This is a genomic window from Bradyrhizobium sp. 164 (assembly GCF_023073715.1).
Taxonomy (GTDB): Bacteria; Pseudomonadota; Alphaproteobacteria; order Rhizobiales; family Xanthobacteraceae; genus Bradyrhizobium.
The window spans coordinates 327,633-339,719 of sequence record NZ_JADPKA010000029.1; the positions used below are offsets into that span (position 1 = coordinate 327,633).

The 12,087-nt window shown below is 56.8% G+C and carries 16 protein-coding genes and 1 tRNA gene; 10 read left to right on the forward strand and 7 right to left on the reverse strand.

Annotated features, from left to right (window positions below):
- Positions 1-105: 105 nt before the first annotated feature.
- The 4 genes from IVB01_RS12765 to IVB01_RS12775 all read left to right on the forward strand — a co-directional run bounded on the left by IVB01_RS12765 (position 106) and on the right by IVB01_RS12775 (position 1,801).
- Positions 106-612 carry an HK97 family phage prohead protease gene (locus IVB01_RS12765; protein WP_247277142.1) on the forward strand — a complete coding sequence of 169 codons (507 nt, stop codon included), beginning with the start codon at positions 106-108 and terminating at the stop codon, positions 610-612.
- A 159-nt stretch (positions 613-771) separates the two neighbouring features.
- The gene (locus IVB01_RS35455) at positions 772-900 is read left to right on the forward strand and encodes a hypothetical protein (RefSeq protein WP_256464556.1); all 129 of its coding nucleotides are present in this window, start codon (positions 772-774) and stop codon (positions 898-900) included.
- Complete coding sequence (locus IVB01_RS12770; RefSeq protein ID WP_247494584.1) at positions 897-1,520, forward strand: hypothetical protein; 624 nt, start codon at positions 897-899, stop codon at positions 1,518-1,520. The genes IVB01_RS35455 and IVB01_RS12770 overlap by 4 nt, the downstream gene beginning before the upstream one ends.
- A complete protein-coding gene (locus IVB01_RS12775; RefSeq protein WP_247277144.1) occupies positions 1,517-1,801 on the forward strand; it encodes a hypothetical protein in 285 nt (94 codons plus the stop codon). The genes IVB01_RS12770 and IVB01_RS12775 overlap by 4 nt, the downstream gene beginning before the upstream one ends.
- A 1,365-nt stretch (positions 1,802-3,166) precedes the next feature.
- Here the strand turns inward: IVB01_RS12775 and IVB01_RS12780 are convergent.
- Both IVB01_RS12780 and IVB01_RS12785 read right to left on the reverse strand, forming a co-directional pair.
- A complete protein-coding gene (locus IVB01_RS12780) occupies positions 3,167-3,364 on the reverse strand; it encodes a hypothetical protein (RefSeq protein WP_247277145.1) in 198 nt (65 codons plus the stop codon).
- 142 nt (positions 3,365-3,506) lie between these two features.
- Entirely contained in the window at positions 3,507-3,683 is a 177-nt protein-coding gene (locus IVB01_RS12785; protein ID WP_247277146.1) for a hypothetical protein, read from the reverse strand.
- Positions 3,684-3,809: 126 nt separating this feature from the next.
- Between IVB01_RS12785 and IVB01_RS12790 the strand changes: the two genes are divergently transcribed.
- Both IVB01_RS12790 and IVB01_RS12795 read left to right on the forward strand, forming a co-directional pair.
- Entirely contained in the window at positions 3,810-5,081 is a 1,272-nt protein-coding gene (locus tag IVB01_RS12790; RefSeq protein WP_247494585.1) for a hypothetical protein, read from the forward strand.
- Between the two features lie 129 nt (positions 5,082-5,210).
- Entirely contained in the window at positions 5,211-5,852 is a 642-nt protein-coding gene (locus IVB01_RS12795; RefSeq protein ID WP_247277148.1) for a hypothetical protein, read from the forward strand.
- A 99-nt stretch (positions 5,853-5,951) separates the two neighbouring features.
- Here the strand turns inward: IVB01_RS12795 and IVB01_RS12800 are convergent, their stop codons facing one another.
- The 3 genes from IVB01_RS12800 to IVB01_RS12810 form a co-directional block, all read right to left on the reverse strand.
- Complete coding sequence (locus IVB01_RS12800) at positions 5,952-6,314, reverse strand: hypothetical protein (RefSeq protein ID WP_247277149.1); 363 nt, start codon at positions 6,312-6,314, stop codon at positions 5,952-5,954.
- Positions 6,315-6,358: 44 nt separating this feature from the next.
- Positions 6,359-7,315 carry a hypothetical protein gene (locus IVB01_RS12805; RefSeq protein WP_247277150.1) on the reverse strand — a complete coding sequence of 319 codons (957 nt, stop codon included), beginning with the start codon at positions 7,313-7,315 and terminating at the stop codon, positions 6,359-6,361.
- A 231-nt stretch (positions 7,316-7,546) separates the two neighbouring features.
- Complete coding sequence (locus IVB01_RS12810; protein WP_247494586.1) at positions 7,547-7,876, reverse strand: hypothetical protein; 330 nt, start codon at positions 7,874-7,876, stop codon at positions 7,547-7,549.
- 327 nt (positions 7,877-8,203) lie between these two features.
- Between IVB01_RS12810 and IVB01_RS12815 the strand changes: the two genes are divergently transcribed.
- From IVB01_RS12815 to IVB01_RS12830, 4 genes are all read left to right on the forward strand, one after another.
- Positions 8,204-8,686 carry a hypothetical protein gene (locus IVB01_RS12815; RefSeq protein ID WP_247277152.1) on the forward strand — a complete coding sequence of 161 codons (483 nt, stop codon included), beginning with the start codon at positions 8,204-8,206 and terminating at the stop codon, positions 8,684-8,686.
- 68 nt (positions 8,687-8,754) lie between these two features.
- Positions 8,755-8,940 (forward strand): hypothetical protein, encoded by a 186-nt coding sequence (locus IVB01_RS12820; RefSeq protein ID WP_247277153.1) that lies wholly within the window; start codon positions 8,755-8,757, stop codon positions 8,938-8,940.
- Between the two features lie 1,055 nt (positions 8,941-9,995).
- Positions 9,996-10,802, forward strand: coding sequence for a hypothetical protein (locus IVB01_RS12825; protein WP_247494587.1), 807 nt, complete (start codon positions 9,996-9,998; stop codon positions 10,800-10,802).
- A 50-nt stretch (positions 10,803-10,852) separates the two neighbouring features.
- Positions 10,853-11,260, forward strand: coding sequence for a hypothetical protein (locus IVB01_RS12830; protein ID WP_247494588.1), 408 nt, complete (start codon positions 10,853-10,855; stop codon positions 11,258-11,260).
- Between the two features lie 38 nt (positions 11,261-11,298).
- On the opposite strand, the gene IVB01_RS12835 is transcribed toward IVB01_RS12830, so the two are convergent.
- Both IVB01_RS12835 and IVB01_RS12840 read right to left on the reverse strand, forming a co-directional pair.
- Positions 11,299-11,375: transfer RNA gene (locus tag IVB01_RS12835), tRNA-Asp, on the reverse strand.
- Between the two features lie 160 nt (positions 11,376-11,535).
- Positions 11,536-11,739 carry a hypothetical protein gene (locus tag IVB01_RS12840; RefSeq protein WP_247277155.1) on the reverse strand — a complete coding sequence of 68 codons (204 nt, stop codon included), beginning with the start codon at positions 11,737-11,739 and terminating at the stop codon, positions 11,536-11,538.
- Positions 11,740-12,087 lie beyond the last annotated feature (348 nt).

Genomic DNA, 12,087 nt, shown 5'->3' on the forward strand with positions numbered 1-12,087 from the left:
TGCCCGGCGAAAAACGACACTCCGAATGCTCGGACTCGCCGGCCGTGATCGCGCGTAAACTAATGCAGGAAAAGCGCGAGAAGAGATTGCGAGCGATGCAGCGCAATGGCTGAAACTATTTCAGGATTCGCCATTTCATGGAACAGACCCGCGATCATCGCCGGGCTCTTCGAGGAAAGGTTCGCGCGTGGTGCATTCGATAGGCACCTCGCGCAGAACCCAGACGTCGCCGCGCTCTGGAGTCACGATCAAAGCAGGCCACTGGGGCGCATCAGTAACGGCGCCCTCAAATTGCGTTCAGACAATGTGGGTTTATATTTTGCGCTAACACCTGATCCCAATGCACCGCTAGGACAAGAGGCATTGGCGACTGTCGGCAACGGCACGGTCAATGAAGTCAGCGTCTCATTTACTCCGGTTGTTGAGGAGTGGACCGACGACGGCGACATGCCGAAACGACTGATTACCGAGGCTAGGTTGTTTGAGATCAGCCTCGTCCTTTGGGGCGCTTACGGCAAGGACACCTCGGCTCAGATCAGCCGAGCATCAAGCAACAGCATCGCAGCCAAGCGGCGCATTGAAGCGAAGATGCGAGCGCGCGGCATTCTTTAGCACCGGGGTGGGGAGGGGTGTAGCAACTCCCTCGGCCGTTTGCCCGCGGAGACCGGCGCCCTCCCATTTCACGCGCATCTGCAATTGAAAAGATGGGGTATCAGAGGTTGCATTGGTTAATCATGCAGCCGACCACAAAATCCCAGAACGGAGATCTCAATGCCAATTTTTACGGCTATCGCGACCGCAGTTCTCGCGACTTTCAGCATCACTAGCACCTTCATCGACGAAGCTGAAATCGTGGTGATTGACGAAGGGTCTGATGATGACGAGGGCGTGGACAAATGACTGCGATTTCGGCTTTCAAGTCTTCAGACTCGATTCACGTCTTTTCCGATGGCGCCTGGCACGACCCGATGTCTGCTAAACTTTGCGGCGTGGGAACCAAAGTCCACACGATTCCGGAGCACAACGCAATTTTTGCGGTCACCGGAATGTCGACGGTGCCGCATCTGCTTTCGGGACTTCTGATGGAAAATCACTTCGCCGATTATCGTTCGCTTGCAGATGCAATGCCGGATCTGGTTAAGGCGTGCTCCACTCGGGCGAAGGCAGTCGGCCTTAACATGACCGGCCGGTGCGACGTCGTCCTGGCGGGTTGGTCCGAAAATGTCGGTCCATCGATCTTCGTCACGGAATGCCATTTTGACCACGGCTTTTTCAAAGGAGCCGCAGTCGAGCTGTACATCAGGCCTAGCGTAGATGGTTCATCGGGAATGCATTTTCCTGATGATGGACTGCGGTTGCTAGAGAAGCAGCATGCCGCAAGATTTAACCGAGCCGCCGAAGGTACATTCGGCAGCGCGACGGTTGGCGGACTTGTCGGCGGCTTCGCGCAGCATACGCAAATCGATGCTGATGGTATCCAAATCAAAGTGCTGAAGCGGTGGCCGGATGAGATCAAATGATTGCATCAAAGCAGAGACGAGCACTCACCATGTGCGCATTGGCAGATGGACATCAACAACATCTTTCCGTCGATGAAGCCGTCGCGCCGACGCATGACCAACGCCACCACGCCGTTCTACCTCAATGCGCAATCCGTCTTTACCGGTACGGCGCCAACGGCCACTTGGTCGATCCGAGCAAGACGGATGTGCTAGCTAACGAGGCGCTTTCCACTCCTGATCGTCTGGGAATGAACGTGATTGCCGCGCCTTTGCTAGTATTTCGCCAGCGGCCGACTTGACCGTCACCTCATACTGGTAGACGCCGGGATTGCAAGGCGCGAACGTGCGAAGAGCGCCAGCGGGAAGGATGCCATTCTTAGGCAAGGGAACTTCCTGGCCGCCATATTCTCGATCGGCCTGGGAAAAGAGCACAAGGATTGAAGCCGCTCCTTGCGGAACATCTTTAAGCCGGAGTTCTGGATTGTCGAAGAGGCTAATGCAGCGCTCTGATCTGAGAAACGAGAAGCTCATTGTCATTCGTGCAGCAGCCGGCGGTGAGATCACCTCGTGCTGGACCTGTTGTCGCGCGGTTGTTTGGGCTGCGACCGACGTGGCCCAGATCAGGACCAAACCCGTGACTACAATTGCTCTCATTGGCTTCGATAGCATAAACCGCGAGACGAGTCTGATCTATTCTCGATCGGTCGCTCCCTCAGGGACGGTCAGTGCGGCCGTCTGCTCTTCTTTTTGCGTTTCGCGATCGCCTTCTTGATCTGCTCTCGCAAGCGAAGGATTTCTGCCCATCGAGCCGCAATCTTCGGATCGAACGGCGCCGGTGCCGGCTTGCTTTTCTGACGGTTGCGTTTCGCCATGCTTGCAGCCCAGCGGCTACAACCTGCGCTCGCGCGATCATTCCGCCGTTAAGCTTGATGGGCGCGGTCCGAGTTAATTCTGGAACTACACACGCGGACTTGCCGGGCGCGGTCAAGCGGCGAAAAGCAAGTAATAAAGAAGCGCGGCGGCGACCATGGCCAGCCAGACTAACGACGCTAAGAAATACGCCCTGTGCCAATTCATGGGCTGGAAGCGTAGCACCGGCGCGGCCAACCGGGAATCTCTTCCACTTGCTCAGGGCTTTGAAGCACCCGTCCAGAGGATTCGCGGCGTTTTCCATGTCAGTGATGGGTAAACGCTGCCGCGGCACAGCCTCTATGCATCAAGGCGCTCGCTATCGTCGGAGCAGAGGCGCGGCACGCGCGCTGACCAAATTGCACTGAGCCGGCCGGGATACGGGAGAACTGCGGACGCGTCTCTCGGCTTCTTTGATCTGAAGCCGAAGGCTCTCCAATTCCGAAAGTTCAGAACAGAGTTCGCTAAGACGTTGGGCGAGAAGGGTCGCGCGAGAAATAAGCATGAGCACCCCGACACAAAAGCCACTGTGAAAACGCTTTAGAAAGAAATGCGCACCTTATCGAAGAATAACAACATGACCGGAACGGCATAGGAGCCGGGCAGTTTAGACTATGAACAGAGCAGTCGTCACAATCAGCAACGCAACAAGCAGCACGTTTTCCAGTTTGTGATTGTAGGAGCCGAAAGATCTTCTAATCGATCGCATGTCAGCGCCTGCTAGCGGTTTCAATCCGGTGGCTTGAGCCTGGAAATTACGTTGGCGCTTGCAGACCAGGAGAGGTCACCCACGCGTTGATTTCAATGGCAACATCGATCTGCCGCGCCTTCCGCAGTAGCTCGTCGCGCCGAACGCTGGTGGGCATTCCTTCAGCCTGCTTGCGCAAGCTGGTCGCCTCTCGATCTAGACGGTATTCAAATGATGTAGATGATGGCTTGAAATGATGTCGCATCACAATGCTCCCTGCTCGATTGGGCGGGAGCGCAATTGGCGGTCTCGTCACCGATAGAAGCCGTGGGCCGAGCGGTGATGAAGCGACTAGACACCCTTTTCAGTAGGGAGTCGACCTAATTCGGTTGAGGCGCTTCGAATTGTCAGTTCGGTGAGCGAAGTAGGTAAAACAGGGCGCTATTTCCCTCGATCTGGGCTGTTTCGCGCGAAGTCTCGTGGCCGCTCATCAGCAGTGTGTCGTCCTTCCACACTTGCCATTCCCACTTCTGCGGGAGAAGGGCGATCAGCCTCACTTCAAGCATCGCGGTAAATTTGGCCATCTACGCTATATGCGCTCCTGATCGTCAATATTCCAGTGGTCAATATCCGTCCGAGGGACGGCACAGAATTGCGCTCGTAGTGCGCAACCCCGCGCGAGCATGCGCGTACTCACCGACAGGATACCAATGGCAAACGATTTAGTCGTCCAACTCGGCGCGAAGTTGGATCAATTCCAAAGCGACCTGAACCAAGCCGGCGATATGGCGGATAGCGCCGTAAATCGGATTGAGCAGTCGTTTGCGAGCATCAACCCAACTGCCGGAGGGTTTGCGTCGCTCGGAGTTGCCGCTGCTGGCGTTACTGGCCTTGTGGGTGGGCTGCTCGCTGCGCTCACCAAGGTCAACAGCGAGCTGGCCGACCTACAGAAGAACGCAGAGTTTACCGGCCTGACTGCCGAGCGATTCCAGCAGATCCATTTCGCGGCTGGGCAGGGCGGCGTCTCTTCGGCGGACGCGGTCACCGACTTGCGCAAGGTTGCTTCGTTACTCGCAGATGCCAAGGAAAACGAAAACTCTCTGACGAAACTGCTTGATGCCAACAACATCAAGTACAAGGACCGCAACGGGCAAGTTATCAGCCTCAACCAGCTTTTGGTGGTGGCTGGCGATCTGATTAACAAGTTCGGCTCAATGCCGGAAAAAACGAAGGCCGCGCAGATGCTCGGCCTTTCAGAAAGCTGGGTTGAGGCGCTTCGCAACGGCAGTAAGTCGTTTGAGGATATTGCGCAGGGGGCAGAGGCGGCTGGTGCGGTCATCGACGGCGCGACCGTTGCCAAGGCTGCCGCGTTCGATCGAGCGTGGAAGCAGTTCTCTGCACAACTTGCTGCGCAGTTCAAATCAACTGCTGCCGATATTGGCGGTTGGTTAGATGATTTGATTGATAAAGCCAACGACCTTGTGAAGACTGCGCTTGCCTCGCAGAACATTCAGCCTGGTAGCGGCCAGGATGTGTTCAATAGATGGGCTGATGCAGCGGACATCTTCCAAAAGGACTTGCGCGGCCTGCCGCAAGATGTCGACCAAGTCACGCGCGCGATCGAACATCTAAACGCTTCGGGCAAACCCGAGAATCTTGAGATCGCAGCTGCCCTTGAGTTAATCCGCGCGAAAGCGCAACTTGCTCGCGACATGTTGCAAGCTGCGGCCGAGCAGCAGTCCAAGGTCGAGTTTCCAGGCGGCGTTCCACTACCATCGTCCCGACCGGCCGCTGCCAACAAAGATGATCCTAATGCTGCAAAACTCCCGACACGCGGTGGTGATGGTGGCGCGAACGCTTACGATCGCGCGACCGAATCCATCATAAAGCACACGGCTAGGTCGATCGCGGACACCGTGGCAGTGGGTAAGGGCGCGACAGCCATGGTGGCGGCGCGCACTAGATTGGAGGTCCGGATATGAGCGCAATAAATGGTTTTGTTCGAAGTAATGCGGCATTCCTGCTGACGGACGTGACTTTCATATTTCAAAGGCATCCCGGATGATGTCAATCTCAATAAGGCTCATCGCCTGTACCGGTTGAATGCTGTCGTGGCTGCGACTGGTCCGGCGCAGTTCGGCGAATGGCTATCCGGTCGTCTCGCTTACAAGTCATTTGACAATTTGATCAAAACCGCTGAGCTTCAGATCACTCATCATTTCCAGCGCTACGCGCGCGAGTACCGCAACGGAGATGCGGCATCTTGCGTTGTGCTGGCTGGTTGGCATGAAAAAGAAGATCGGCCAGCGATCTATTCTATTGAATTAGAGACGGCCGGCACACCAAAAGCTTTGTTGGTCAGACAGAGCGCTGAGTTTGAGGAAAAGCACGTTGCGGCGAGTTTGACAGAATTACCGATCATTTCGATGCCCCCGCCGTCGCTAGAGGAGTTTCAAGCGGCGGACTATGACTTGATTGCCGACTTGGAGAAGGTCGATCCTGAATCGTATCTCCTTCACTGTATGGAGATTCAGCGTCGCAAACGCTTCGATGGGCGTCACGTTGTCGGCGGCCATGCCGTATTGACGACGATCACTGCGAGCGGCGTCGTGCAGCGCCTCGTGCACGTATGGCCTGAAGATCAACCCGGCTCAAGGATTGAACCAGTACCGATTGATTGGTCGGCGTGGCGGGCGGAGCGCGCTGCTGCTCGCTCAGCTCAGGATCGAGTTGCGCGTGCGGGCCGCGGCTGAGGCGAGGAGTGCGAAAACGCGGGCGGGTGTTCTGATGACGGTTGAAAGCCGCAACCTTGAGTCTCTGGGACCCGCGCATCTTATGTTCGGTTGAAGCTATCAGAAGCCGATTCGATAAGGCTTTTCCTCGATCTTAGGCATTTCAATGAGCATCACGGACATTTGGCTGTGATGCTGCAATAACTGGACGTTGCGCCCTCTTTCATCAATGCCGCTGAAAATCAGCATGTCTGGATCAGAAGCCCTTATCTGACGGAGATGGAAGGACCCATCGCTGCCACCCCCGACAACGGTAACTCCTATCTCGGATTCCTCGGACATCTTTGATTGAAAGTTGGCAATGAGAGTTTGCAAGCGTCCAAGCATGTGGCCGGCCGGATTGTGCCTCTTGTGCATCGTTTCCGTCGCTCGCTGCATAGATGCGCTCAGACCAGCCAGGGGATCGGGCGGTTTCATGGGCATGTTCAGGTTCCTAATTCTATCCGGGCCGGGTCCGTGTAAGCACGTCACGGTGGGATAATCTGATTCCCACCATTCATACCGTAAGAATACTTCACAAGCTTATTGCTGCGTTGATTTTCGGGCAGCTCGACCACTTGGATAGGAATCGTCACCGATGCATCAATATTTCTCGAACACAAGAACGCAATCAGAATCTCGAACGTATCGGCGATATGCTCGGTGACCTGCGACGTGTAGGCGGAAACCGGTATTGGTGGTTGATTAAACTTGGGATGGTGCACGGCAATTGTGGGAGGAGCCACCTCGTTATTCGGCGTTAGGGAGTAGTCGGAAACTTCGATCCGCTCGTTTGGTTTCCTGTGTTCGACGCAGTTGCGAGTGATCCTAATTGATTTGCAGAAATTCGCCACGTCTGACGTCAGCCCAATGTATTGGCTGTCGCCCTTGTGTTTCCGCGATACTTCTTCCGCGAGGCCTTCAAACCACCCCTTTAACTTGCTGCCGTAGAACATAGAAGCAATTGCAAAGAGTGCTTGGAGCGCATGATCGGCGCGTTGAATGAACTCTTTGCAGCGAGGCTCTAGGTTGGACGCCGATGGGAGCGTTATAGAACGGCCTTTGATCTGCAACTCTGCAAGCCGTCTCTCTTCGTTATCGTCCTGCCTGCTGAAATCCGTTGCAAGGTCGGACATCGCAGCCAAATTCTTCAAACATTCGAAGCTTAGCTCGATTGCCTTCGTAGACTCGAAGTTGGGACCTAGGAAGCCCTTCTCAAAAAGCTGCTTGCCGGTCAGCAGCGTTTTGGCCACCAACGGCGAGTCTGAGCCGTAGTCCAGAACCTTCTGTTGCGAGTTTGGCACATTGATATTGGTGCGATCAGGATCAATTTCGTCGGCTAGCATAATCCGGTAGATCGAGTCAGTCTTCACGGTGTGAAGACGCTCGCCGATCTTAACCATTCCTGTAATGTGCCCTCCGGACGGTCCCACGTCCATGGACATCGCGGAGTCGCGAAGGTGATCAATCGGGCGCTTCATTTTGCTGCGGTTTAGCGATCAACGAGGGACGATCTTCGGGCGAGGCCAACCAAAGCCCGCCCGAAGACTTATTTGAAAATCGCTGCGAGACTCAGAACTTCAGGCCATTGAGCAGCCCGAAAGGCGCCTCTGGTTTAGTGCCAGCCGACAGGCCCAGAAGGCCGCCAAGGCTTGCAAGCGAGTTGTGCTGCTTGTTCAAGGGCGGACACAATGCTCGGATGAGCCGTTGCTCCACCTCGTGAAAATGCACCTTGCTATGTGGTCGGTACGGTGGACCCATAGCTCGGTCGCGCCATCGCGCTTGGCTTCCTTGATACGATCATGAGATCCGATCCGAGTGGCGAGATCATCGGCTCTGCCGACGTAGTGTACAAAGCCGTAAGACGAGACGAAAGCATACACGCAGTCGCGGCCATAAGGCTTGGCATCAATCGGGTATCGCTGAAACTCGAACTTCCACTGCCAGTCTTGCAGAGAGCGATTTTCCGTAAAAGGGGGATTGATCAAAGCATCGTAAAGTGACATCGATAGTTCTCCATTGCGAGAGCGCCCGGTTTCCCGATTCCCCAAGAAAAGGCCCGGGCGCGGTTCGCGACCCGAATCATTTCGCGTCGCACCCTGAAGAACACACGTAGAACAGAGTCGGCGCAACAGCGCGTTGTCACTCGCGCCGTGGTTGTTCGACCTTTTCACAGACAACGGTGGGCAAGTGGCGGCGAGCCGCTATCCGTGGCGTCATTCTTTGCGGCAGAGGCGACGCAGCAGGCTCCGCCTGGGCCGTGCCCGGTGATGAACTGAGCCTAGCGCGATCCGGCTAATCCAACTATTAGGGTGGGCTGGGGAAGCGCTCGAATGGCCTATGTCTATGATTTGGATTCCGAATTGTCCGACGTTTTCGTCGACAACTTGGGAACCAGTGTAGTTGAATTCGCACTTGGGTACGACCTGGAGCAGGAAGAGGTGATCCTCTTCTCAGTCACGTTAGGCCCATCGATCGACGGCGTTTCAGATCTCCGGTTTGGGATACGGCGTCGCCACATCGAGAAGGAGTGGAAAGTCACAGGTCTCGACTTTTCACGGGAGTCGGTGCTTGAGTGTGTCCCTTCGTACGCACGCGAAGAAGTTAGGATCTTGCTCTCTGCAAGCGTTTCGATGTTGGCCCGAGCCTGCACTGACGAGAAAATTACTATGGAAACTTATTATCGGAACTTGCCTGCGGCTGCCCTTGAAAAGTACGAGATGATAACTAACGTATTGATAGATAATGGTTTTTTAGTCGAAACAAAGTTCCAAGACTTGGAGGGAGTGAACTATTGGCTCTACCGGAGGGGCTAAAATCCCGCTTTGAGCCGGGCGGTAGGTGTGTCAACATGACGTTTACTAGGAGCAGATAGGAGTCGGTCATGACTCGCGAGCAGATCATAGCAATTGCCAAGCTTGGCGCGAAGCGTGCGACCGCCAAAGGCTTTGCCGCGACTCCAGTCCAATCGCGCCATGCCAAGCGGCTTGCCGAACTTAAGAGGCGAGCTGAAGAGGATCGCAAGCACAACGAAGAAGCGTTTGCGCTCCAAGTGCGCATGATTGCCTAGTTAGGCTAAAAGCCACGGAATTCGAGAGTACCAAGGAACTTGAGCGGGAGGCTGCCTCAATTGGCAGCCTCTTTAATTTGGGTCCATCACTTCCAGGCCGGCACACCCGCTAGCCCGCTCCGCGCAATCTGCGACCTCGGCTCTAGCCCCTCGGCTTCCCCTTCAGCGCCTGCCGCATCAGCGTCCGAATAGCCTCAGGGCGGGTAGAGGCTTTGTCCTGTTCTGCAATCCAGTTGTCAACGGCTGACAAGTCGTCAGGCTGCAGGCGAACGCCAACCAGCGTGCCCTTGCCGGTCGCGGGCGGCCCCCGTTTTTTCCGTGTTATCACGGGTTGGCGTTTCATAGAATCCGTGTTAACACAGTTTCGGGGCCGGTCAAATGAGCCGGACGAACTGGGGTTATAAATGACTAATCTAAATCTTAAGGCTAGCGCTGGTATCGATCCATCCACGTCTTTTTGCGCATACACGTACTATACGAGCCTACGTGCTCAAGGCAGCGATCCCATTGTCCGGAACGGCGGTCTTTATTGGAGTGTCGGGGAGTCCTCGAATGACGACCTCCACAAATGGGCCGCGCGCCAGGACCCAAAGGGCGCGCTGCGGATTCAATACGCGCGCATGATGTGGTCAGCGCGGGCCTCGGATGACGAGATCATTGAGCTGGGCGCCGCGCCTGAGCTGGCCTGAGCGGTATGGTATAATCAATCGCGGTGGTGAATCGCCGGCCACTGGATTGCTGAAACCCAGCAGCGAAGCGCCAGCGGTTCACCATCCCCCTTGTGCGTCGGCTCGGCCGGCGAGGTTTGCCGAACAATTCGATTTCTCAGGGGCGTGTTATGCCCATTCCCGCCAACGACAACGTTCGGGGAAGCTCCGTTCGCTTTCCCGTCGACCCGCGCCTCGTGCCGCCGCAGAAAGCCGCTCGACGCCTACACCTGATCGAGTCTGACTTTCTCACAAAACTATCCGCACTTCAGCGAATTGGCTTTCCCGCCGCATGCCCCGTAACTGGACACTATGACCTGCTGGCGATTGATGCTTGGCTAGATCGACGTGCCGGTCTCGGTGCAGCGGTTGGTGTGGCCGTTGATGCTCGCGACGTATTTGAGGAGCGACTGGCGAGCCTTGGCAAGCATTAAGCTCAAGCATTACGTTGTGCGCAAAGGGAAGCATGGCTATTGGCTTCCTACCGCGAAGATGCGCGCCATGGGCTTTCAGATCGTGTCTTGCGGGCAGGACGGCCCAGATGCTTGGGCTATCGCAAGAGAATGGGAAGAGCGCTACCAGCGCGCCCGCAAGGGGTTGGAGAAGGCACCCGCCCGCGTCTATCCCACCGGCAGCGTGGGCGACGGCTTTGAGCGTTTCCGCCGCAGCAACGAATGGAAGTCAAAGCCGCCGCGCACCCGCGAGGATTGGGACCGCGGCTGGAAATACATCGATCCTGTTTTTGGTGACGTCGATCCGAAGACCGTCACTTTCGAAATGCTGGACCGGTGGTACGGACGGCTCAAGACGACGAAGGGCGATGGCGAGGCCGGACGTGCGCTAAAGATCTGGAGGGCGCTCTACAACGTCCTGGCCGGCATGAAGCTCTGTACGCCCGAGGCGGACCCGTCACAGATCATCCGAAAGACTGGCGTGCCCGGCCGCACCGAGACGTGGCAGGAGGGTGAAGTCGTCCGCCTGGTTAAGGCGGCGTGGCGCGCCGGCTACCGGGGGCTGGCCTGCGTCATTGCCGTAGCTTGGGATACCGCTTTGCCCCGGTCGACGTCCGCACCCTTACCCCCGCGCAGGCCGTCACCAGCGGCACCGACATGGCGTTTACCAGCGACCGGGCCAAGACGGGCGAACCCGCGATAGGAACGCTCACAGCACGCTCGCAGCGACTCGTGGAGGCCTACGTCGCTGGCTTGGACTACGACCTGCACGACGATGCGCCCATTTTCCGGACCAAGGGTTTCAAGCCTACGGGGAAGGGCGGTCGGCCGCGCCTCCCGGTTCCATACACCAAGGACTCCCTGATCGACGATTTTGCGGACCTGCGCCGGGCGGTATTCGGCAAGGGCGAGATGCGCCGGCTGATGGATATGCGCCGAACCGGCGCGGTCGAGGCGAATGCCGGAGGAGCGCCCGTAGAGGCCATTGCCGCCAAAATGGCGAACAGCATCGACCAAAACCGCAAGCTGCAGAAAACCTATATGCCGGTGAACATCGCGGCGGTTCGGGCAGCCGATGAGGCGCGCAAAATCGGCCGGAGGTTGCTCGGTTCAGAACAGAACAAGCTCAGAAAGTTGAAACTCGGGACGGGGAAAAGTTGAAACTGAAGGGCGGCCATGCCGCTAAGCCATTGAAATAATGGCGCGAGAGACGGGGCTCGAACCCGCGACCTCCGGCGTGACAGGCCGGCGCTCTAACCAACTGAGCTACTCCCGCGTGGCGCGCTGAACGCGTGCGGAACGTGGGGGGACTTAAAGGGGGGACATGGTGAAGTCAAGGACGTTGCGCTCCGCCGGTGCATCTCGGTTAAGCATTGCTCTGGAAAACGAAAATGGCCGCCCGGCGGCGGCCATTGGTCAGCCCGATCAAGTGCGTCTCAGCGAATCTGCGACGCGCCCGCGCTGGTCACCACCACCGGCTTGCCGGCCTTGATGATTTGGGTGGACTGGGCAGTCTGGCTGTAATCGGCATGGGTGCGGGCTGCAATCCCGAACCCGGCCACCGCAATGCCGGCAACCAGCGCCACCACCACGATCTTCAGGTGGGTCGCGCGATCAGCAGAGTGAATTGAGTGGTTCATCTGAGCCTCCCGACGGACTTTGCCGTCGTCTATGGGCTCCTCTTCTAGGCACTCTCTGTTTCCGGATGGTTTCGCGGGTTCCGCAAAATGGTTTCATCCCCCGCGCGCATGATGCGATCGTCGGCGCGCAGCAACGCAATCGGCGCCTGCTGGATCATTTGAGCGAAGCCGTTCCACGCACTGCTGCGGCAGATTGATCAACTCACGGCGACCGCCGCCGAGATGCTCGAGAACGGGAAGAATTCGCGCTGAGATCTCCGGTTTTCAAGATATTGAAGTGCTTCTAAGAATTTTTCTAAGAAGCTTTCAATTAGGCAATTCGCGCGCCCTCCCATAAGCGTCCTCCTA